General features: G+C 42.1%; 18 protein-coding genes. 9 read left to right on the forward strand and 9 right to left on the reverse strand.

Features of this window, described 5'->3' with window-relative positions:
- The first annotated feature begins 4 nt into the window (after positions 1 to 4).
- From WKV44_07030 to WKV44_07045, 4 genes are read left to right on the forward strand one after another with little or no spacing between them, the layout of a single operon-like run.
- On the forward strand, positions 5 to 1,420 hold the full coding sequence (locus tag WKV44_07030) for an efflux RND transporter periplasmic adaptor subunit (protein ID MEM5948293.1): 1,416 nt from the start codon (positions 5 to 7) through the stop codon (positions 1,418 to 1,420).
- Positions 1,413 to 2,195, forward strand: a complete 783-nt coding sequence (locus WKV44_07035; GenBank protein MEM5948294.1) for an ABC transporter ATP-binding protein — start codon at positions 1,413 to 1,415, stop codon at positions 2,193 to 2,195. Before WKV44_07030 ends, WKV44_07035 begins: the two co-directional genes overlap by 8 nt.
- Positions 2,195 to 3,412, forward strand: coding sequence for an ABC transporter permease (locus tag WKV44_07040; GenBank protein ID MEM5948295.1), 1,218 nt, complete (start codon positions 2,195 to 2,197; stop codon positions 3,410 to 3,412). The genes WKV44_07035 and WKV44_07040 overlap by 1 nt, the downstream gene beginning before the upstream one ends.
- Position 3,413: 1 nt before the next feature.
- The gene (locus WKV44_07045; GenBank protein ID MEM5948296.1) at positions 3,414 to 4,643 is read left to right on the forward strand and encodes an ABC transporter permease; all 1,230 of its coding nucleotides are present in this window, start codon (positions 3,414 to 3,416) and stop codon (positions 4,641 to 4,643) included.
- A gap of 177 nt (positions 4,644 to 4,820) precedes the next feature.
- Here the strand turns inward: WKV44_07045 and tpx are convergent, their stop codons facing one another.
- From tpx to WKV44_07085, 8 genes are all read right to left on the reverse strand, one after another.
- Positions 4,821 to 5,318, reverse strand: a complete 498-nt coding sequence (gene tpx, locus WKV44_07050) for a thiol peroxidase (GenBank protein ID MEM5948297.1) — start codon at positions 5,316 to 5,318, stop codon at positions 4,821 to 4,823.
- Positions 5,319 to 5,401: 83 nt separating this feature from the next.
- Positions 5,402 to 7,405, reverse strand: coding sequence for a bifunctional (p)ppGpp synthetase/guanosine-3',5'-bis(diphosphate) 3'-pyrophosphohydrolase (locus WKV44_07055; protein MEM5948298.1), 2,004 nt, complete (start codon positions 7,403 to 7,405; stop codon positions 5,402 to 5,404).
- Entirely contained in the window at positions 7,392 to 8,252 is an 861-nt protein-coding gene (gene prmC, locus WKV44_07060; GenBank protein MEM5948299.1) for a peptide chain release factor N(5)-glutamine methyltransferase, read from the reverse strand. The genes WKV44_07055 and prmC overlap by 14 nt, the downstream gene beginning before the upstream one ends.
- Positions 8,252 to 9,325: a peptide chain release factor 1 gene (gene prfA, locus WKV44_07065; protein ID MEM5948300.1), complete on the reverse strand. Its 1,074-nt coding sequence runs from the start codon at positions 9,323 to 9,325 to the stop codon at positions 8,252 to 8,254. The genes prmC and prfA overlap by 1 nt, the downstream gene beginning before the upstream one ends.
- An 11-nt stretch (positions 9,326 to 9,336) precedes the next feature.
- Positions 9,337 to 9,894, reverse strand: a complete 558-nt coding sequence (locus WKV44_07070) for a rhomboid family intramembrane serine protease (protein MEM5948301.1) — start codon at positions 9,892 to 9,894, stop codon at positions 9,337 to 9,339.
- A gap of 40 nt (positions 9,895 to 9,934) precedes the next feature.
- The gene (locus WKV44_07075) at positions 9,935 to 10,696 is read right to left on the reverse strand and encodes an exodeoxyribonuclease III (protein MEM5948302.1); all 762 of its coding nucleotides are present in this window, start codon (positions 10,694 to 10,696) and stop codon (positions 9,935 to 9,937) included.
- 222 nt (positions 10,697 to 10,918) lie between these two features.
- Positions 10,919 to 12,853 carry an ABC-F family ATP-binding cassette domain-containing protein gene (locus WKV44_07080; GenBank protein MEM5948303.1) on the reverse strand — a complete coding sequence of 645 codons (1,935 nt, stop codon included), beginning with the start codon at positions 12,851 to 12,853 and terminating at the stop codon, positions 10,919 to 10,921.
- Position 12,854: 1 nt separating this feature from the next.
- Positions 12,855 to 14,102, reverse strand: coding sequence for an SH3 domain-containing protein (locus WKV44_07085; GenBank protein MEM5948304.1), 1,248 nt, complete (start codon positions 14,100 to 14,102; stop codon positions 12,855 to 12,857).
- A 184-nt stretch (positions 14,103 to 14,286) separates the two neighbouring features.
- Between WKV44_07085 and asd the strand changes: the two genes are divergently transcribed.
- A complete protein-coding gene (gene asd, locus WKV44_07090) occupies positions 14,287 to 15,411 on the forward strand; it encodes an aspartate-semialdehyde dehydrogenase (GenBank protein ID MEM5948305.1) in 1,125 nt (374 codons plus the stop codon).
- 35 nt (positions 15,412 to 15,446) lie between these two features.
- Here the strand turns inward: asd and WKV44_07095 are convergent, their stop codons facing one another.
- Positions 15,447 to 18,584 (reverse strand): diguanylate cyclase, encoded by a 3,138-nt coding sequence (locus WKV44_07095; protein ID MEM5948306.1) that lies wholly within the window; start codon positions 18,582 to 18,584, stop codon positions 15,447 to 15,449.
- Between the two features lie 57 nt (positions 18,585 to 18,641).
- On the opposite strand from WKV44_07095, the gene WKV44_07100 reads away from it, so the two are divergent.
- The 4 genes from WKV44_07100 (at position 18,642) to WKV44_07115 (ending at position 21,510) form a co-directional block, all read left to right on the forward strand.
- Entirely contained in the window at positions 18,642 to 18,935 is a 294-nt protein-coding gene (locus WKV44_07100) for a thiamine-binding protein (protein ID MEM5948307.1), read from the forward strand.
- 103 nt (positions 18,936 to 19,038) lie between these two features.
- The gene (locus WKV44_07105; GenBank protein MEM5948308.1) at positions 19,039 to 19,716 is read left to right on the forward strand and encodes an ABC transporter permease; all 678 of its coding nucleotides are present in this window, start codon (positions 19,039 to 19,041) and stop codon (positions 19,714 to 19,716) included.
- A gap of 12 nt (positions 19,717 to 19,728) precedes the next feature.
- Positions 19,729 to 20,721 carry an ABC transporter substrate-binding protein gene (locus WKV44_07110; GenBank protein ID MEM5948309.1) on the forward strand — a complete coding sequence of 331 codons (993 nt, stop codon included), beginning with the start codon at positions 19,729 to 19,731 and terminating at the stop codon, positions 20,719 to 20,721.
- A 51-nt stretch (positions 20,722 to 20,772) separates the two neighbouring features.
- Complete coding sequence (locus WKV44_07115; GenBank protein ID MEM5948310.1) at positions 20,773 to 21,510, forward strand: ABC transporter ATP-binding protein; 738 nt, start codon at positions 20,773 to 20,775, stop codon at positions 21,508 to 21,510.
- Positions 21,511 to 21,632: the final 122 nt, after the last annotated feature.

Here is a 21,632-nt window from a genome sequence, read left to right on the forward strand (position 1 = left end):
GTGGATGGCTGCTAATAAGAAAAAAATAGGTGTTTTTATAGTTTTGGGACTTATTGCTATTGTCTTTATAGTTTCTCTTGTCAATAGGAGAGGTGGGGACTCTTATAAAGAGGTTTCTGCTCTCAAGGTTGTTTCCCACTATGTACGGGATGAGGTGTCAGCGAGGGGGGATGTTAAGGCTGTGCAGGAGATGCAGGTTGTATCTCAAGTCTCGGGTATTGTCAGTGAAGTTCTTGTAGAGGACGGACAGCGGGTGGTGCGTGGGCAGGTTTTGTTTCGACTGGATACTACAGATATAGGAGGACAGCTTTATCAGGCAGAATCAGCTCTTGCTTCCGCAAGGCTTGCAGTAAGGCGGGAGCTTATAAATCTCAGAATAGCGTATCAAGAGGCAAAGAATGTACTGGAGAGTGCGGAGAAGGAGTATGCCCGAGTATCCGAGCTCCATGAGATAGGTTCTGCTAGTGATGAGGAACTCAGGCGTGCAAAGGATGCTCTTGAGTCCGCAAGACAGCAGCTTTCTTCTGCAAAACAGCAGCTTAATTTGCGTGAGGGGCTTCCGCCGGATGCCAATAGACCGGAAGAGTTGAGTGAGATCGATTATATTGTAGAGAACTCTCCAGAGGTTAAGCAGGCAAAGGCCAATCTTGAGTCTGCCAGACAGAATATAGGACGCTATGTAATAAGTGCATCTATTCCTGGGATTGTGGGAACAGTTGCTGCAACACGCGGAATGGTAGTTGCACCCGGTACTCCGCTTGCTTATATATATGATGATTCTGTTCTAGAAATCTTAAGTTATGTTGATGAGGTGGATGTCCCTGGAGTAAAAAAGGGATCTCCAGTGCGCATAGAATCGGATCTTGCTCTTGATAAAGAGTTGTTCGGTTGGGTCTCTTGGATTTCTCCTATAATAGAAGCCTCAGCCTCGGGTAAAACGGCAAGGGTAAAGATAAGACTTTCTGATGATAGCAAAGGATATGTGAGGATAGGGGCAAGCTGTTCTGTTTTTATTGGCGGCGACGAGAGACTTTCTCCTGTTATTCCTTTGGATGCCTATTTTATAGAGAACAGCAAGCAGTATGTATGGATTCTTGTTCCGTATGAGTCTTCTGCTAAGCAGGGTGGGGCTTCTGATATGGGTAATAAGGCATCTGTCGAGTCAGAGAACGATTCTTTTTATAATGGCAATGGCTTTGAGATTGGTAAGAGTATCAATACTGATGGGCTGTATGTAACAAAAAAGCAGGAGATTGAGACAGGTACGCTTGGTCCAGGCTATATCGAGGTTACATCCGGATTAAAAGAGGGAGACTATATCCTTGCATCATCGGATATGCTTATTACGGAAGGGATGCAGGTAAAGATAGCAGATGTTTCCGACAGTGTGAAACCTTCTGAGGAAGGGGAAAATGAGTGAGATCATACGTATAGAAAACATATCCAAGATATATAAAATGGGAGACATTGAGGTTAGGGCTCTGGACGGAGTGTCTCTTAGTATAAATGAAGGTGAGTTTGTCTGTATTATGGGTGCAAGCGGCTCCGGAAAATCAACTATGATGAACATTGTGGGATGTCTGGATAAGCCATCCTCTGGAAAATATTTTCTTGACGGAAACGATGTATCTCTTCTTGATGATAATAGCCTTGCAGAAATAAGGAATAGAAAGGTTGGATTTGTCTTCCAGACCTTTAATCTTCTTCCCAGAATGACAGCGCAAAAGAATGTAGAACTTCCCCTTATTTATGCTGGGGTTCCGGAAAAAGAACGTCGACAACGTGCGGAGGAGGCTCTTGCACGGATGGAGCTTGAAGACAGGAGTAATCATAAACCCAATGAGCTCTCCGGAGGTCAGAGACAGCGTGTTGCAATAGCTCGTGCCCTTGTGACAGATCCTGCTATAATACTCGCAGATGAGCCTACGGGAAATCTAGATTCTCGTACGGGTTTATCAATAATGGCAATATTTCAGAGACTTCATAGAGAAGGTGCAACTATAGTTATGGTTACACATGAGCTTGATATAGCCCTGCATGCCCAGCGCATCGTGTATCTCAGGGATGGAAAAATACAGGGAGATGAGATAGTAAAAAAGCCACTTGATGCTGCTGCAGAACTTGATGGAGTTGCTGACCTGGATACGGAAGAATTAAAAGGAGCAATGGAAAAGCATATCAGGGAGAGGCTCTGATGGATATAAAGCAGGCAGTAAGCCAAGCCTTTGATGTTATAAGAGAGAATAAGGCGCGCTCCTTTTTTACCATACTTGGAATCAATATAGGCGTTGCAGCCCTTATAGCAATATCCGTTATAGGTATAGCTTTTAAGACTTCCATAAACAATGAGGTAGGAAAATACGGAAGCACCTTGGTTTGGGTTCAGGTTAATTGGCGTGCCTATGCAAAAGGAGAGGCAAGAGCACTACTGGATGAAAAAGACCTATATTTTTTTAATAATATGAAAGGCATAAAATCAGGTGAGCCTGTTCTGTTTGCATATCTGTCTGTACAGGCAAAAGGAAAAAGAAAAGAAACGGATATTGTAGGAGTGGGGGAAGAGCACTTCCGTCTCTTTGATATTGCAATAGAAAATGGAAGGAGCTTTAGCCGTGAGGAACTGGAAAAAAAAGCCAGAATGTGCGTTATAGGTCCCGACCTGGCACGTTTCCTTTTTGGTAGAACCAATGTAACAGGCGAAACCCTGCAAATAGGTGCTCAGCTCTATACAGTTGCAGGTGTTACTGAGACCAGAAATTCTCAGACAGAATTTTTATCCGACGGTACAGGCAACATGAGCGTGTTTATCCCCTATACTATTTTGGAAAAGCTATCGACTGGTACGTCTTCTAGAAAATACAGGATATATCTTATGGACTTTGATACTGTGGAGGATGCAAAGAAAGCCTCTGTGCATATAAAAGACTATCTTATAAAAAGATACGGTCTCCTTAGGGATAAGGAGCGTTTTAGAGTGGAGCAGCTTTCCAGCTATGTTGAAATGATAGATAGAATCCTATCCATAATCTCTCTCATAGTTACTGTTATAGCTGCAGTCTCCATACTTGTAGGCGGGCTTGGAATTATGAACATTATGCTTGTAGCTGTAACAGAGAGGACCAGAGAAATCGGCATAAGACGTGCGATAGGCGCAAAGAAAAAAGATATACTCATACAGTTTCTCATAGAAGCCGTAGTATTATGTCTTATAGGCGGAGGAAGCGGTCTTTTTTTGGGTCTTCTTATTGCCTGGATAGTTTGTGCTATACTTTCCTGGTCTTTTTTTATCTCATCACTGATAGTGTTTTCTGCCATAACCGGAGCATCAGCTCTGGGGATAATATTTGGTCTTTATCCATCTTATATGGCTGCACGCCTTATGCCAGTAGAAGCTCTGAGATACGAGGTCTAGCATGTTTAAATCCATATTTTTACAGGCATTATCTTCTCTCAGAGACCATCCCTCGCGTACATTTCTCACGCTCCTTGGTGTAATAGTAGGAATAGCCGCTGTAATCACAGTCATAGCTGCAGGATCGGGAGGAAAAGCCATCATAATGGAAGAATTTAGAGGAATGGGACCAGATACGCTTATAATTCAGGCCAACTGGATGGAACTAAGCCTAAAAAGAGAGCTCAAGCCTGAGAAACTCACTGCAGAAGACCTGGAAGATCTAAAAAAATATGCAGAAAAATCAAAGCACTTTACCCCCATAATTGATATGCGAGCCATAATACAAGTTGGCAAAAAACAGCAGGAACTGTCCGTAACAGGTACAACCAACGAGTATATCAACTACGTTGACATAGGCCTTGCAGAAGGAAGACTAATAAGCACGGAAGAAGTGGAAAAAAAGAAGAAAGTGGCAATTCTCGGAGCGGATATTGCTCACGAGTTATTTCCTACAGCGAGTCCGCTAGGCAAATACATCCGCATCTCTGGAGAGCCCGTACTGATAATAGGTATTCTTCTGCATAAAGAAAAAACATACGGAGTAAGCCTCTCCGACCCAGATGAGACCTACAATAAGGCAATAGTCGTACCAGTGACAATATTTGACAGGATATTTAACACTCGTATCAGGGGCTATGATATGGTCTTCTGCAAAGCAAAAAACCTATCTGACATAGCAGCTGCAAAAAAACAAATTTTAGAAGTACTCTCAAGACGACACGGATTCTGGCCTGGCGGAGCAGCCAAATTCATGGTAACCGATATGAAGAGCCAGCTTGAGATGATAAACAACGTAACAAGCACAATCACAACAGCAGTTGCAATCCTTGCCGGTATATCATTATTTGTTGCAGCAATAGGAATAATGAACGTGATGCTTGTATCTGTAAAAGAGCGCACACGAGAAATCGGAATAAGAAAAGCAGTTGGAGCAAAACGGCGGCATATAATGATGCAATTTCTTATAGAAGCAATACTTGTCTGTGGTGGAGGTGGACTCATTGGCATAGGAGCAGCCTTTCTTGCCGCAAAAATCATAGCAAAGTCTGCCGGCTGGCCGGTTATAATAGACAACAACGTTGTGGCACTCGCGTTTTTTCTCTCTCTTGCTACAGGCCTTATCTCGGGACTCTATCCTGCAAACAAAGCAGCCAGACTTATCCCTCAAGAAGCCCTCAGATACGAATAACTTAATACCGAACGCGCTGTGACTCTGCATCGTCACAGCGCTGCCTACGGCAAAGTATCAGAAAAGGATTTTTCTTTTATTTGCCTAAGGCAGGCAGAAGAGCGCCTTCTTGTCTTTTTACAGCACTGGCGCTATTCTGCCGTTCGGTATAAAAAACAGGAATTATAGAGAAAAATGCTATACCCGGGCGAGTGCTTCTTTGTAGTCCGGTTCTTGTGCAATTTCTGGTACGAGTTCTGTGTAGATTACGTTGTCGCTCTCATCAAGTATTACGATTGCACGTGCAAGTATGCCTGCAAGGGGTCCGTCTATTATTTCTACGCCATAGTCTTTACCAAAATTGCGGTTTCTCATCTGGGAAAGTGTTATTATGTTGTCTATGCCTTCTGCACTGCAAAAGCGTTCTTGTGCAAAGGGAAGGTCGCAGCTTATTGTAAGCACGATTGTGTCTGTTTTTCCTGCTATTTCTTTGTTAAATCGTCTTGCAGATTCTGCGCATACGCCTGTGTCCAGGCTGGGTACTATATTGAGAATCTTTTTCTTTCCTTTAAAGTCCGCTAGGCTCACATCCGATAGATCGGCTTTTGTAAGAAGAAAATCGGGTGCCTTTTGTCCTACTGCGGGGAGTTCTCCTATTGTGTTTATTGGATTGCCTTTTAGTGTTATGCTTGCCATTTTTACCTCCATAGCAATGATACTGTATAAAGTATACGCAGTAATACTGTAATATGCAAATGTCTTAGTAAAAAAATAAGGTATTAATTGGTTTTTGTTACACTTTTTATGCAGGGGACTGCACGCATGGCTTTGAGAATCTGTCTGGGATTGCTTTTTCTGTCTGTTTCTATTGAGAAGTAGGCCATAATGTCATCCGGCCTTTGTTCTGTTATTTTGCCTTCTATGAGGTGTCCGCCAAATTTCCTTATTGCACCTTCTATCTCCGAGAACAGATTAGCAGAGTGAGTGGCTCTAACCATCACGTGGTAGATTTCTCTGGGAGATATGCTTTCCCATTCTACCTCTATACGTCTCTGCTCAAAGTCAGGCACGCGTCTTAGGTTGCGACAGTCTTTCTTATGGACTATTATGCCGCGTCCGCGTGATACGTAGCCTACTATTTCGTCTCCTGTTACGGGATGACAGCAGCGAGCAAACTTGATCAGCATGTTGCGCTCTTTTTCTACACTAACACCTATTTTGCCGCCTTCTCTTATAGGTGTTTCACTTATGTCTATATCCGGGATGGTTTTTTGCGGAGGGGAGGGAACATCGGGTGTTGATTGTTCTTGAGCAGGCTTTTTTGCCACTATGTTTTTATCCACAAGATACGTGGTATCATGCTTGTTTATCCACGCACGTATCTTGGCTCTTGCTCTGGCTGTTTTTACATTTCTGAGCCAGCTTATTGTGGGATGAGCTGAGGGATTGGTCATTATTTCTACCACTTGAGTGTTTTCCAGCTCTGCTCCTATTGGTATTATGTTTCCGTTTGCTTTTGCTCCTATTATATGATCACCTATATCGGTATGTATATGGTAGGCAAAATCTATCGGGGTTGCTCCTTTGGGCAGCTCTATTACATCGCCTCCGGGGGTAAAGACATATATTGAATCCTTGAGTATCTCCTGTTTTATTTCTTCCAGAAACTGACCTGAGGACATTTTAAAGCTTGCCCATTCTCTGAGCCTGTTTATGATGCTGAACTCATCCGGATTTATGCTTGCATGGCTTACTCCGCGTTTGTAAAGCCAATGCGCTGCAATACCGTATTCTGCCATATGGTGCATTTGATATGTTCTTATCTGTATTTCTACAAGTTTCCCACCTGGTACTATTACCGTTGTATGAAGACTTTGGTATCTGTTGGCCTTGGGCATGGCTATGTAGTCCTTAAACCTGCCTTCCAGAGGTTTAAAGAGTCTATGTACAACTCCAAGAAGTGTGTAGCACTCTGTTTCAGTATAACAGAGAAGTCTCAAGCCCAAGATATCATATATCTCATCGAGATTTTTGCTTTTTTTCTTCATTTTATTGTAGATTGAGTAGGTGTGCTTTTTCCTTGTACTTATTTCTATCTTTATTCCTTCTTTTTTTGCTTCTTCTTTTATCTTTTCTGATATACCATGCAAAAAGTCGGCTCTACTTTGTATCTTGAGTCTTACGTATGTTTCTATCTCGTTATATACGTCGGGATTGAGATATTTGAGAGATAGATTTTCCAGCTCATCCTTGACGGATGATATTCCAAGTCTTTCTGCAAGAGGGGCGTATATTTCCAGACATTCTCTTGCTATTCTCTTTCTCTTTTCTTCCGGAAGATATTGCAGAGTACGCATGTTATGTAGCTTATCCGCCAGCTTGATGAGTATTACACGGATGTCCTTTACCATTGCAAGAAGCATCTTTCTTATTGTTTCCGCTGCCTGCAATTTCTTGTTGCGAGCTCTTAGGGAAGAGATCTTGGTAACGCCTTCTACAAGTTCTGCGACCTCAATGCCAAAGCGTTCTTCTATATCTTTTGTGCTTATGCCTGTGTCTTCCACCGTGTCATGAAGGATAGCTGCTATTATTGCGGTTGCATCCATGCCAAGAGAGGCAAGAATCTGTGCAACAGCAAGAGGATGTATAATGTAGGGCTCCCCGCTTGCTCTCTTCTGCTCCTTATGAAGCTCTGCAGCCCACTTTGCAGCTTCTTCTATTAGTCTTATTTCTTCTGTAGAGTAAGAGGAAAGTTCTTTTTGCAGCTGTTTAATCGGGCTCATATGGCTTTTGTGCTACGGTAGCACGTCTCCTTCCTGCAAGGTCTCTTAGGCAAGCTACTTGCTTAAAGCCTGCTTCCCTGCATATTTTATTGCTTTCTTCTGCTTGTGCATCATGGTGCTCAAATATAAGATAACCACCCGGAGACAGAAGTTCCAGTGCCTGCGGTACAAGTTTTCTTATGAGCTCAAGGCCGTCTTTGCCTCCATCCAGAGCCAGGCTTGGTTCTGGAGAGCCTTTTTGCTTGATTTTTGATGTTTCTTCCGTGGTAACGTATGGAGGGTTAGATACTATTATATCAAACTTACCGTTTACGGACAGGAGAAGATCCGATACAACAGCAGGGAGCGGATGTCCCAGTATGGATAGGGAATTCTTTTTGCATACGGAGAGTGCATCCTGGGAAATATCGGATACGCTCATCTCAATGCTGTGGGACGCATTTTTCTTTATGGCTATTGCCATACAACCTGATCCCGTGCAAACATCATGTATACGCTTGAGATTGGGATTTTCTCTTATAAGTTTCAGAGTGTAATCCACAATTACTTCTGTATCTGGTCTGGGGACAAGCACACTCTCGTCCACAAAGAATTCGAGGCCATAGAACTCTTTTCTTTTTCGTATATAGGAGACAGGAATACCGCGGGCACGTTTTTCTATATACTCTTTAAACTTTGCTTTTGTATCGGCTGGTACTGTTGCAGGATACATTGTTATTATCTTTTCTTTGGATATGTCTCCAGCTGCATATGCCATAAGTAGAAGAGCATCAAGAAAGGGGCTGTCCGCCCCTTTATCTTTTAGAAACTTGCTTGCTTCTGTAATAAGTTCTCTGTAGGAATCCATCAGTTTGTACTTGCCAGAGCCTCTTCCTGCATTGCAAGCCTTAGAGCATCCACAAGCTCGTCAAGCTCGCCTTCCAAAACCGCTTCCAGCTTATATAGAGTGAGGTTGATTCTATGATCTGTAACTCTGTTTTGAGGGAAATTATATGTTCTTATCCTCTCTGAGCGGTCGCCACTGCCTATCTGATTCTTTCTTGTTTCTGCAAGTTCTGCATCCTGTTTTTGCTTTTCTATCTCATAGAGCCTTGCCTTGAGAACCTTGAGCGCTTTGGCTTTATTTTTATGCTGAGACTTCTCATCCTGACAGGTTACGACAAGGCCGGTGGGGATATGCGTTATTCTTACGGCAGAGTCTGTTGTATTAACACTCTGTCCTCCCGGACCAGATGAACGGAAAACATCTATCCTGAGATCTTCCTGTTTTATCTCTATCTCTGCTTCTTCCGGTTCGGCAAGAACTGCAACTGTAACGGCAGAGGTATGAATCCTCCCTCCCGATTCTGTTACAGGAATTCTCTGAACCCTGTGAACTCCGCTTTCAAACCTGAGATGGCCAAATACTTCTTTTCCGCTTATAGAACATATAAGCTCTTTAAAGCCGCCTATGCCGGTCTCATTTGCTTCCATGAGCTCTATCTTCCATCCTTTGCGCTCTGCATAGCGGCTGTACATCCTAAATAGGTCTGCGGCAAACAGAGCAGCCTCGTCACCGCCCGTACCTGCTCTTATCTCTAGTATTATATTTTTCCCATCCAGCGGGTCTCTGGGAACCAGTAGTCTTTGAATATCCTTCTCAAGCTTTTCCAGCTCTTCTTCCTGAGAAACGAGCTCTTCTTTTGCCATTTCCCGCATATCCGCATCTTTTTCTTCTTCTATGAGTATACGTGTCTCCTCTATTGACTGTTGCAAGTCCTTATAGCGGTTATAAGCCTTTACAAGCTCTGAGAGATGAGAATGTTCCTGTGCAAGCTCTTTATATCGTTTTGGGTCTGAGAACACATCCGGCTTTGCAAGCTCCTCTTCTAGTTCTGAGAATTTTTTAACAAGACTTTCAAGTTTTTCCAATGGCAGCATAAGAACCCCTATTAACCCTTTCTTTTACCAAAACCGAAAACAGCGCCGCAGGCTCCTCCAACAAGATGAGCCATCTCGCTTATATTGTTGTTATCAAAGGCAGAACTTATCTCTCTGCCCAGATATATCATAGTAACAAGAATAAAAGTAATAGGAATCTCCCTGCCTTTCATATTAGAAAAAGAAGCAAGAAGAATCATCATAAAAACAACACCACTTGCACCGTAAAGTCCGTATGAAGAAAAAATTACATTTACAAGTCCGGTAACAAGAGCAGTGACGACAATCATACCCAGTATGGATAGACTTGAGTATTTTTCCTCAAGTATGGGTCCCAAAAGAAGAATAAAAGCAAAGTTGCCAAGCAGATGAGACCAGCTTGCATGTCCCATAACATGGGTAAGAAGCCTTATCCAATCGATAAAGTTCCCGGGAACAAAACCATATTTACCGGGAACCGAGAAAAGCCTCTCCGTAAGGTTTGTGCCGGCATAAATATCCAGCACAAGTACTGCAGTAGAAATAAGTGCAAAAGTAAGCGTAACAGGAGCATTATATTTTATCTTCATAGCCATAGTCTAACACGCGAAAAAAAAAAATTACAGAACCTTACACATCTATAATCAGCTTTATTGGACAATGGTCAGAGCCCATAACATCCTTTAAAATAACTGATTCTCTTACTCGGCTGGAAAAAGCGGAGTTAACACAGTGATAATCTATACGCCATCCTATATCCTTCTCTCTTGCCCTAGCACGGTATGACCACCATGTATAATGTCCGCCCTCATTGGTAAACATTCTAAAGGTATCAGTATACCCTGAGTCCAAAAAGAAGCTCATCCATTCTCTTTCTTCCGGCAAATATCCGGGGTTGTTTTCATTGGCTTCCGGACGGGCAAGGTCTATGGGTTTGTGAGCGATATTATAGTCTCCTGATATCACCACATTGATTCCCTTTGATACAAGCTCATCTATTCTCGCTTTGAGAGCAGCACAGTATGCAAGCTTATAATCAAGCCTTGCACCCTCCTGCTGACTGTTGGGGAAATAGCAGCTTGCAACGGCAAAGTTGTCAAAAAATGCAATTAGTGTCCTTCCCTCATCGTCAAACTCCCTGACCCCCAGTGCCTCCACCTCAAGAGGCTTGAGTCGCGAGTAAAGTGCAACTCCGCTGTATCCTGGCTTCTTAGCACTTGCCCAGAAGCTGTAATACCCCTCTGGTTCTGCAAGATCATCCGGAAGCTGTTCCTTTCTTGCCTTGGTCTCCTGCACACACACAATATCTCCGTTAGCCTGTGTAAACCAGTCCATAAACCCCTTCTTGTGAGCGGCACGTATTCCGTTAACATTCCAAGAATATATAGTCATGGTCCAATACTACAGAATAAGCCTCTTGCTGTACAGAGTCCAACATTAGTAAAAGATTAACTTATACCGAACGCGCTATGACGCTTAGCGTCATAGCGCTGCCCGTGGCAAAAACGATAGGTTTTTGTCGTTAATTTATTATGATTTTATGTGCCGCAGGCAGGAGGTGCTGCGCCATTCCTGCTTGTTTTACTATAATAGGGCGCAGTACCGACGTTCGGTCTATGTGGTTGTCTTTTCCAGCTCTTCTTCAAGCTGCGCAAGCTCCATGGTTTTGTGTTCCCAGATTTCCATGAGGCTCTGTTCTTCTTCTATTATTTTTTTTAGCTGGTCGGTGAGCTGCTTTACCTTTTCTCCGTCCGCATAGTTTTCCGGCAGGCTCAGATTGTGCTCTGTTTCCTGCTTTTGTTGTGCAAGAATCTCAAGCTCCTCCATTATTTTCTGTTCTTCTCGTTGTATGCGGCTTATATCGCGCTTGAGCTCTTTTTGTCTCTGTCTTAGAAGTTGGGCATTACCGGGTTTTTCCTGCTCTTTATCTTCCTGTTTTTCCTCAGTATCTGCTTTACTCATACTCTTAAGATAGTCGCTATAACTGCCCGGATATTCTGCCAGCTTTTTATCACGTATGTATAGCGTGCGACTTGCTATTTTTCTGTTAAAGTATGCATCGTGGGATACCAGCACGATTGCTCCGCCAAACTGCATGAGCGCGTCACAGAGAGCATCCTTGGAGTGTATATCCAGATGGTTTGTTGGCTCGTCCATTATAAGAAGATTTGCGCCCGCAAAAAACAGTGTTGCCAGAGCAACACGTGCCCGCTCGCCTCCACTCAGGACAGATAGGCTCTTGTAAACGTCGTCTCCGCTAAAGAGAAATGCCCCGAGTATGTCACGTGCCTGTTGTTCTCTTGTGCCTGCAAATCTAAGCATATAGTCCATTATGCTTATGTCCTCGGATAGCTTTTCCGCTGTATCCTGAGAAAAATACCCTATTTTGACATCTTTTCCGTATCTGAGTTCTCCTGAGAACGATTTGTCTTCTCCTGCAAGTATTCTAAGAAGCGTTGTTTTTCCAGCACCATTGGGACCGGATACTAAAACTCTGTCTCCTCTTTGTATCTCCAGTTGATAGGAAGAAAAGACAAGCATATCGCCATAACTTTTTGACAAATTCTCCCAACGTATCATGAGTTGGCTGCAGGGAGGAGCCTGAGGAAAGCTTATCTTTGCTGGTATAAGATGAGGGGGAAGCTCTATCTCTTCCATCTTTTCTAGCTTTATTATTCTGCTCTGCACAAGACTGGCCTTATTTGCATTGGCGCGAAACCTATTGATAAAACTCTCCAACTTTTGTTTTTCTTTCTGTTGTTCTTCATATCTCTTGATTATGAGCTCTATCTCGTTTTCTCTCTGTTTTAAATATGACGAGTAATTGCCGCGATATATTTTTGCTTTGCCTGCAAAAATTTCCACTGTCTTATCTACCAGGTTGTCCAGCACATCCCTGTCGTGGGATACTAGTACTATACCGCCCTGCCATTTTCTGAGGAAATCACCAAGCCATAACCTGGCCTCTATATCCAGATAATTGGTGGGCTCATCCATAAGCAAAATATCAGGATTACTAAGCAAAATTCTGGCCAGAGCGATCCTCATTTGCCAGCCGCCAGAAAACTCTGAGCACGGACGCTGCATATCCTCATCAGAAAAGCCAAGTCCTGACAAAACCCTGTGAATATGTTTGTGTCTGGTATAATAGCCTGAGCGTTCAAGCTGTTCACTCAGATTTGCAATCCTTTCTGACAGCTTTATGGCATTAGTATCAGCCTTTTTTATAGACTCGGACAGATTAGTTATTTCTTTTTCTATATTTGCATATTGTTCGTAAGCCTTCTCTGCATGTGCCAGTACGGATTCTTCCCGCAGTACAACTCCCCACTGAGGCAGATATCCCATTCTGCAGCCAGAAGAAAAGATTACCTTTCCCTCATCCGGCTCCCTGATACCTGCAAGAAGCTTAAGCAACGTGGATTTGCCGCTTCCGTTGGGACCCACAAGAGCAGCCCGCGTATTATTATCCACAGTCCAGGAAAAACTCTCTATAAGACTACGTGGACCAAACCTTAGTGATATATTATCAAGACCTATACTTGCCATATTACGGTAAATAAGTAAAGTAAAGCACAATAGGAGCAGAAGGCTCCCTTACGACAATATTATCCTCAATTGCATCATGAGAAAGATAGTACAGCCTTATACCCCCGCTTTCCTTCTTGTATAGAAAATAAAGAGTCTCCGACTTGTCCGTTTTGTCAAAGTAGAAACCTATAACCCCGTCATAATTCTTTCTTAGAGAAGCAGAAGCAATCACAGAAATATCTATTTTACCAGTATTTGCAGCATAAGACGGAATATACTTACCCCTTATGCTGCTGTTTCTCTCCCATTTAAAAGTCTTATCCTCATTGATAGTCAGAATCCCGTAAGAATTACTTGCCAGCCTGTTGCCATCCTTGATAAGAGATTTAAACTCATCCTCTCTCTTTGAAATTTCATTAGCAGCAATAAGGTCCATATCCTCATCTGTTGCATAGAAAAACTCCGTTTTATTCTTATTTCCATAAGGAAATTGGACAGAAATCTCATTCTCATCCGTAAACACAATCCTCACATTGGACCCCTCAGTGACAAGCTCCTGAGAAGAAACAGGAAGAATTCTGGAAAAAGGGAACTCTGCCTTAAGCTTAGGCAAATCTATCCTTATAATCCCCTTATCCTTATCCGTAAACAATCCGTAAACATTGCCAAAACGATAAACATCAATCTCATTATTTTCTATCATCTCTTTAAAATACAACGGTCTCCAAGTAGAAGAAATAAAACGGCTAACTATATCCGGCTCCAACTGCTCCTTATCATGCTTTGTCTGCGTTTTAAGATATGACGCAGCAGTAAAACCTCTGATACCACCCTTGGTGTATACCTCAAGCCAGCTCATACCATCCTTATCCGTTACAGGACCGGAGATAACCTTGACCCGCTCACCCTCCGCAAGTTTATAGACAACATCTGCAGTCTGATTGGGATTTTGCCTTATCCTGAGCGCATTGACAGTAGCAGTAGCATACACAGAAGCAAAGCGCCCCATCTTTGCCAGGAAACCTTCTGCATCCTCTCTGGAGCCAAAGAACATAAGCTGCCAGCGCGGGACACTTACCTTTTTATCTCCCAAAGTAAGCGTATAAGTATCATAAATCTCCGATTCTTTAAGCACAGTGACTATTGTTGCAGTCTGGAGAACCTTCTCGTCATCAGACCACATGACAACACCATAACCTATGGCATTTTGACCGCAGGAAACAAGCAAAACCGCAAGAACAACAATCAAAGCAAGTCTCTTTATCATAGAACAGATTATGTTGGCTTAACAAAAAAAAATCAACTCATGAAAACAAAAAAAACGAACGGCCGGACTGCGCCTTATTTTGCAGAATATAACAGGATGGAGCAGTCCGGCCTGCCTGCGGCAAACAACAAGCAGAGCGGACACGGTAATTTACTTTTTCCTTCTTACCTGTTAATCTTCCGTCATGGCAAAGAGAGTAGGATTTGTAGGCTGGCGCGGAATGGTAGGTTCCGTGCTCATGCAGAGAATGCAGGAAGAGTCGGATTTTAACGGCTCCTTCGATGCTGTGTTTTTTTCTACATCCCAGGCAGGACAAAAAGGTCCTGATCTAGGATTTGACACGGGCATATTACAGGATGCATACGACACCAAGTCATTATCTTCCTGTGACATAATAGTCACGTGCCAGGGTGGGGACTATACAAAAAAAGTTCATCCCATTCTTAGAAAAGAAGGCTGGAAAGGCTATTGGATAGATGCTGCTTCCACTCTTAGAATGGAAAAGGACAGCATAATAGTTCTTGACCCTATCAACATGGATGTAATCAAGAAAGGACTATCATCAGGGATCAAGGACTACATAGGAGGAAACTGCACAGTAAGCCTCATGCTTATGGGCATAGGCGGACTATTTAGAGAAGACCTGGTAGAATGGCTTACTAGTATGACCTATCAGGCAGCTTCAGGTGCTGGGGCAAAAAACATGAGAGAACTTGTCTCTCAGATGAACCACATAGGCAAAAAAGCAGAAGATCTCCTTGCAGACCCTGCAGGAAGCATACTTGAGCTTGACAGGTGTGTTGCAAAAACAATAAGAAGTCAGGACTTCCCTACGGATAACTTTGGCGCACCTCTTGCCGGTAGTCTTATCCCCTGGATAGATAGAGCCGTAGAAGACGGTCAGACCAGAGAAGAGTGGAAAGGTTATGCAGAAACCAATAAAATACTGGGAAGAAAAGACTCTCCCATACCAGTTGATGGTATATGTGTAAGAATAGGCGCCATGAGAAGCCACAGTCAGGCGCTTACCATCAAGCTTAAGAAAAGCATAAGCATAAAAGAAGCAGAAGATATAATAGCCTCGTCTTCTGGCTGGACAAAACTTGTGGCCAATAACAAAGAAGACACACTCAAGGAGCTCAGTCCAGCAGCGGTATCCGGTACACTCACTGTAGCAACAGGAAGAATAAGACATCTTAAAATGGGAAAAGATTATCTTACCCTCTTTACAGTAGGCGACCAGCTTCTATGGGGAGCTGCGGAGCCTGTAAGAAGAATGCTCAATATAGTCATAGAATACATATCATAAGAATGATATATAAGAGGCTGTCTCCGAGCAGCCTCTTATTTAATATTTCTGATAGCAGCGTCAATATTGTCTATTGGAAGAGCTGGATATATTATAGGACCTGAGAGAAGATCGGCCTCTGTCTTCCTTGCAAAATCTGCATCTTTTTCTGTATTGAGGTCTGTTATTACAACTTTTTTATCCGGATATCTCTTGAGCTTTATTAGTAGATTTATAGCCTCTATAGTCTTTTGTTCGTCTTTATCCATGGTTTCTGTTATCCTGTATAGTATATTATTGGGTAATCTCTCAAAGGGAGCTATTATTTTTTCATCATAAGACGATAGAGAAATATGTATTCCCCAGTCTGCGTCTATGCTTCCTCTTATTCCTTTTTCCATCAATGTAAGAATGTACGGATGAGCTTCTTTGCTTTTCTCCCTTTTTACAACAGGGGAAGAGAATATAAAAAAGAACTTTTTTGGCGTAACACTGTTTTTTTCGCACAACTCTATAAAATTGTCTGAAAAACTAGTGGAAAAAATAACTGAGTAGGGAAGCCTTATCACAATATCCGGAAAATTAGCTATGTTACCGGAAGATATCTTCTCTATTAGCTGAGCAATATGGTATAGGGTAGTTTGCAACATTTCTTCGGCAATATTTAACTGTTCTATCATCTCAAGAATAGTTTTTGTATTGAGATGATCAGCCTCATTGCATCTTAGAGTGCTCTCCAGATATTCTATGTTTCCTTCCTTTGTACACCAGGGTTTCCACAAAAAATTTATTTTATTATTTTCTACAGCTTCTCTCAGGAAAGCGTATGTTTCCATCTGTCTGGAGACTATTTCACTATCGGATTTATTATATATCTCGTATCTTCCCTTTCCATGCCTTTTTGCTCTGTACAATGCCATATCGGAGTGGCTCAAAAGCTCTTCTGCTGTCTTTCCGTCGTCCGGATAAAAGGCAATCCCTGCACTTAGGCTTACAGGAATTGAGTTTCCTTTGTACTCAAGAGAATTTGTTTCCGCTGTTTTAAAAATCCTTTTTATAACACCTATGGCAAAGGCCCTATCTCTCATGTCCGGTAAAACAAGAGCAAACTCGTCTCCAGATATCCTTGCAATTGTATCAACCTCCCTGCAGACCTTTCTGAGAATGTCTGCTATCTTTTTGAGAATAAGATCTCCCGCCTTATGACCAAAGGTATCATTAATACCCTTAAAATTATCCATATCTATAAATACAACAGCAAGACTTGTGCCTGAGCGTTTTGCACCTGCTATATGCTTCTTCAATCTGTCGTTTAAAAGACTTCTGTTGGGAAGACCTGTAAGGGCATCGTGATATGCCATATGCCGCAGCTTTTCTTCCATAGATTTTTGGTTGCTTATATCATGAAATATACCCACATAATGAACTTGTTTGTCTGCATCTTTTATCCTAAAGATAGACAACCACTCTGGGTACACCTCTCCGTTTTTTCTCCTGTTCCATATCTCGTCTGCCCATGCCCCCTTTGTTACAAGGTCGTTCCACATCTTTACATAGAATTCCGGAGGATGGTGCTCGGATTTTAGAATTCTGGGATTCTGTCCTATTGCCTCTGCCTTTGTATAGCCTGTTATATTTGTAAAAGATGGATTTATCTGTTCTATCGTACCGTCTTCATCAGTTATGGCCATGCCTTCATAAGCATGTTCAAAAAGCCACTTGTATATAAGCAGATTTTTCTCGTATTCCTTCTCTTTTGTTATGTCCCTTCCAAAGTAAAAAATGCCGTCAAATTTGCTTATAGGAGAAGGAATAAACTCGTATACTGTTTTGTCCTTTGTTATTGTTATGTTTTTACCAGGATTCTCTTCTATTGCTTTGAGTTCTGTAGGAAGCTCTTTGTTACAATATCCCTCTGGTATGGAGAATATCCTTGAGGCAGTTCTGTTTGCGTATGCTATCTTTACATCCTTATTGATAAATATAACAGGATTTGGGTTTTCTTGGGGAAATAGGCCCAGAAAAGAGCTTTGGGCTATGGCTTTGTTTTTTTCCTGTATTGTTTGAGAAAGAGAGAGCATTAGTTTGTTAAAATAGCTGGCAAGTATACTCAGCTCCGTATGACCTACTGGTTTCAACCTTGCATTGAGGTATCCGTTGGTTGCAAGCTTTAATATGGGTAAAGCCTTTATTATGGGTCTGCTTATTCTAAGATATATGTATGCGGTGAGAAAAAGAGATAATACAAGTATTGCCATAAGAGATATGCCAGATATTCTTATGAGTACATTTTTTGTATCAGCAAGTAGGGATTTGCTGTATATGACAAAAATATTCCAGCTAAAATCTTTTATAATATTCTTTACCAATACATAGGTTTTCCCGTGGTATTGGTAGTTTATGTGATTATCTTCTATTGCATTTTTTGTAATATCATACGTATTGGGAGAAAAATCCGGAATGGTGTTCTTGCTTATTATCCTCTTGTTATTTTCTGATGTTATCATTATAAAGGTTTTATTGTTCTTTACTATTGCGGATAGCATATCAGAAAGTAGGTTTTCTTCTATGAGGCTTGTGTACTCCTCTTTATATGCCGTTGCAACCACTATCCAGTCCCATTCTGAAAAATAGTCCATATACAGCACTTTTTTTCTTGCTTTTTGTTCTCCCGGATTTTTCCATATGTAGTCAAAGTATCCCTTTTTTTCTTCTGTTATCCTTTTTATGATAGTGTCGTTTGCCATATTTTTGCCTATAAGTTCTTTTTGTGGGTGATATATGATATTGGCTTTGCTGTCCACTATGGCAAAGTATCCGCTTTCTCCTATCTTTTGTTTCTTTAGATATTCCATCACATGCTCTTTTGCCTCTTCCGGTGTATGTGTGTGTTGTTGTATTTCACTCTGGTAGGCTCTGCATATATCAATCGCTTTGGAAACATTTTGTCTGAGTTCTTGCAGAATCATATGCCTGCCTGTATTTTCTATTGTCTCACTTATTATCTCTGTTTCTTCCTGTATTTTTTTTGTTTCCTGTGTTCCTATTGTCCTTTCTATAAGAGAATTGGTGAAGTAGAACAAAATTGTAATCCCTGCTGCTACTATTATGAGATGCAGAAAAAGGATTTTTATTGCAATCAGCTTATACCACGCTATACGGACATTCTTTTTCCTACCTTTTTTATTTTCCATTAATAAGTATTATAATATTGTTAACAAGCAATATTCCACGATTTTTAAGAGGTTTTTATGCCAGAAGCACATCTTAGTCTACAAATTATTCCTATGACAGAGAAGGAAAGATTGTATCCCATAGTAGATAAGGTTATAGATTATATAAAGAAGAGCGGGGTCAGATATATAGTAGGTCCTATGGAAACAACAATGGAAGGAGAGTTGGATCTTCTTTTTGATATTGCAAAAGAAGCTCACAGAATCTGTCTAGAAGAAGGAGCATGGAGAGTAGGAGCTGTTATCAAGACAGATGTGCTGCCGGAGGGGATAAGGTTTGAAGACAAGATTGGTAAATACAAACAGGTATAAACATATATTTTTAAGAACAGCATTCTATAGTTTTCTCATCATTTTATGGCAGATATGTTGTAATATCTTTTCCATATCGCCTTATCTTCTCCCTTCTCCCGTTATGATTATAAGAGAACTGATTTCTCAGTTTCCACTTATACTTCCTCATCTTTATGCAACTATTCTAACAGGTATAGGCGGTTTTATTATCTCGATTTTTATAGGATTTTTGATGGCTCTCTTTCTTGACTTCTCGTCTGCTGCCAAGCTGCTACTATATCCTATTCTAGTTGTTTCTCAGACAATACCTATTATCTTTATGTATCCGCTATTTCTGATATGGTTTGGCTACGGCATTGCGAGCAAACTTTTTGTTGTTATCTTGGTATGTTTTTTCCCTGTAAGTGTGAGTCTAACTGATGGTCTTGCATCCACGGACTCGGAGTTGCTGCTGCTTTTCCGCTCGTTTAATGCTTCCAGAATAAAGACTTTTTTTTATTTGCGCTTACCTTCTGCTATCCCTTCTCTTTTCTCTGGACTTAAGATAGCTGCAACCTACAGTATAATGGGTGCTGTCATAGGAGAATGGCTGGGTGCTTCCAGAGGTCTTGGAGTATATATGCTGCGTGCCTATAAAACCTTTTCGACTCCAAGAGTTTTTGCAGCCATAATCATAGTTGTAGCCGCAAGCCTTATTGTTGTGTATCTTGTAAAAAAAGCAGAGCAGCTTCTATTGCCTTGGATACAAAAGGCAGAAGGCTTTTCTGCCAAAACCATGGGGAAATCCCTAGAGATGTAAAGGAGTTTTTATATGACCAAGCGACTTATCATATTTTTTGTTTTCATTGTGTCTATTTTCTCTGTTCTTGCAGAAGCAGAAAAAGAAAGTGTTGCGGATGCGTCAACACATGCCACACCTGTTACAGTGGTATTGGACTGGACAGTTAACACAAACCACACAGGTTTATATGTTGCACTTGATAAAGGCTACTATAAAGATACAGGACTAGATGTTTCTATAGTTTCTCCTCCAGAGACAGGAGGGGCATCTCTTGTGGTCGCCGGTAAGGCTCAGTTCTTTGTAAGTTATCAGGAAGAAATAACCTATGCCAGAGCCGCGGGGACAAAACTCAAGGCTCTGGCCGCAGTAATCCAGCACAATACCTCAGGATTTGCGGCAAGAAAAGAAGAAGGTATAAACACCCCCAGAGATTTCGAAGGAAAGACTTATGGCGGGTGGGGGTCTCCTATGGAAGAAGCCGTAATACAAGCCCTCATGAAGCGTTATGATGCGGATTACTCCAAGGTAAAAAATGTTTCTGTGGGTGCGGTTGACTTTTTTGCTGCAACAGAAGGCGATGTTGATTTTATGTGGATATTCTACGGCTGGGATGGGATAGCCGCAGGGCTCAAAGGTGTTGATATAAGCTATATACCGATAGCAGAGATAGAGCCATCGCTTGATTATTACACCCCGGTTCTTGCCTCAAGCGACCAATACATATCAGAAGAGCCTCACATAACAAAGGCCTTTGTCATGGCAACTGCAAAAGGTTATCAATATGCTATAGAACATCCAGAAGAGGCTGCACAAATACTCCTCAAGTATGCACCGGAACTTGACCATGACCTTGTGCTTGCAAGTCAAAAGTATCTTGCAGGTCAGTATGCAAAAGATGCAGAAAGATGGGGACAGATGAAACTCTCTGTCTGGCATGACTTTGCAGCATGGCTCAAAGAGAACGGTCTTCTTGAAGGTAGCTTTTCTCCAGAGGATGCTTTTACCAATGAGTTCTTACCGTAAAAACAATAATTACCCCGGGGGCTCTGCAAGGAGTCCCCGCCTGGATAACCTATGTCTCTCAAAGTAGAATCCGTAAGTTGCTCGTTTTCTGGTCTCAATGTATTATCCGATATAAACCTTGAGCTGGAAAACAAAGGTTTTCTCGTTGTATTGGGTCCTTCTGGTTGTGGAAAAAGTACTCTTCTCAAGCTCATATCCGGTCTCATTACTCCTAACAGAGGAAAAATAGTTCTTGATGGAGAAGACATAACTGGTAAGCCCGGCATGGTAAGCTATATGCACCAGGAAGACCTTCTTTTGCCTTGGCTCAATATACTGGATAATGCAGCCCTCCCTCTATTTATCCGTGGAGAGAAAAAAACTAGCGCAAGACAAAAAGCAAGAGAGCTTCTTGCGGATTTTGGGCTTGCAGGCTTTGAGCAATATTATCCTGGACAGCTTTCTGGCGGCATGCGACAACGCGTATCCTTGCTAAGAAGCTATCTTTACAGAAATGATATCCTTCTTCTTGACGAACCCTTTGGTGCTCTGGATGCAATAACACGTGAGAAGATGCAGGATTGGCTGCTGGATGTTTTCTCCTCGCTGTCTGCAGCTGTTTTGCTGGTTACCCACGATGTTGACGAGGCCATACTCCTGGCTGATAAAATTATAGTGCTTTCCCCAAGGCCGGCCAGAATCCGTGAGGTATTTGATGTGCCGTTTGGCAGACCACGCTCGCGAGACGTCCTCTTAAGCTCCGAGTATCTCAAACTCAAACGTTCCCTTTGGGCATCTCTTACCCACTGATAACATCTTTTTATCTATATCCGAACGCCCGGCCCGCAGTAGCTGTCCGGGCTGCCTCCGGCAGGATTGGAACATAATACCTTGCTTTTCTATCTGCTGCTGCAGGCAGGAGGGAGCGCACT

The sequence above is a fragment of the Spirochaetia bacterium 38H-sp genome, from assembly GCA_039023545.1.
Lineage (GTDB): Bacteria > Spirochaetota > Spirochaetia > Winmispirales > Winmispiraceae > Rarispira > Rarispira pelagica.

Excerpts from the sequence above, each read along its gene's own strand:
- WKV44_07030 (MEM5948293.1), top strand. The coding sequence starts at position 5 with ATGGCTGCTAATAAGAAAAAAATAGGTGTTTTTATAGTTTTGGGACTT.
- WKV44_07035 (MEM5948294.1), top strand. The coding sequence starts at position 1,413 with ATGAGTGAGATCATACGTATAGAAAACATATCCAAGATATATAAAATG.
- WKV44_07040 (MEM5948295.1), top strand. The coding sequence starts at position 2,195 with ATGGATATAAAGCAGGCAGTAAGCCAAGCCTTTGATGTTATAAGAGAG.
- WKV44_07045 (MEM5948296.1), top strand. The coding sequence starts at position 3,414 with ATGTTTAAATCCATATTTTTACAGGCATTATCTTCTCTCAGAGACCAT.
- tpx (MEM5948297.1), bottom strand. The coding sequence starts at position 5,318 with ATGGCAAGCATAACACTAAAAGGCAATCCAATAAACACAATAGGAGAA.
- WKV44_07055 (MEM5948298.1), bottom strand. The coding sequence starts at position 7,405 with ATGAGCCCGATTAAACAGCTGCAAAAAGAACTTTCCTCTTACTCTACA.
- prmC (MEM5948299.1), bottom strand. The coding sequence starts at position 8,252 with ATGGATTCCTACAGAGAACTTATTACAGAAGCAAGCAAGTTTCTAAAA.
- prfA (MEM5948300.1), bottom strand. The coding sequence starts at position 9,325 with ATGCTGCCATTGGAAAAACTTGAAAGTCTTGTTAAAAAATTCTCAGAA.
- WKV44_07070 (MEM5948301.1), bottom strand. The coding sequence starts at position 9,894 with ATGAAGATAAAATATAATGCTCCTGTTACGCTTACTTTTGCACTTATT.
- WKV44_07075 (MEM5948302.1), bottom strand. The coding sequence starts at position 10,696 with ATGACTATATATTCTTGGAATGTTAACGGAATACGTGCCGCTCACAAG.
- WKV44_07080 (MEM5948303.1), bottom strand. The coding sequence starts at position 12,853 with ATGGCAAGTATAGGTCTTGATAATATATCACTAAGGTTTGGTCCACGT.
- WKV44_07085 (MEM5948304.1), bottom strand. The coding sequence starts at position 14,102 with ATGATAAAGAGACTTGCTTTGATTGTTGTTCTTGCGGTTTTGCTTGTT.
- asd (MEM5948305.1), top strand. The coding sequence starts at position 14,287 with ATGGCAAAGAGAGTAGGATTTGTAGGCTGGCGCGGAATGGTAGGTTCC.
- WKV44_07095 (MEM5948306.1), bottom strand. The coding sequence starts at position 18,584 with ATGGAAAATAAAAAAGGTAGGAAAAAGAATGTCCGTATAGCGTGGTAT.
- WKV44_07100 (MEM5948307.1), top strand. The coding sequence starts at position 18,642 with ATGCCAGAAGCACATCTTAGTCTACAAATTATTCCTATGACAGAGAAG.
- WKV44_07105 (MEM5948308.1), top strand. The coding sequence starts at position 19,039 with ATGATTATAAGAGAACTGATTTCTCAGTTTCCACTTATACTTCCTCAT.
- WKV44_07110 (MEM5948309.1), top strand. The coding sequence starts at position 19,729 with ATGACCAAGCGACTTATCATATTTTTTGTTTTCATTGTGTCTATTTTC.
- WKV44_07115 (MEM5948310.1), top strand. The coding sequence starts at position 20,773 with ATGTCTCTCAAAGTAGAATCCGTAAGTTGCTCGTTTTCTGGTCTCAAT.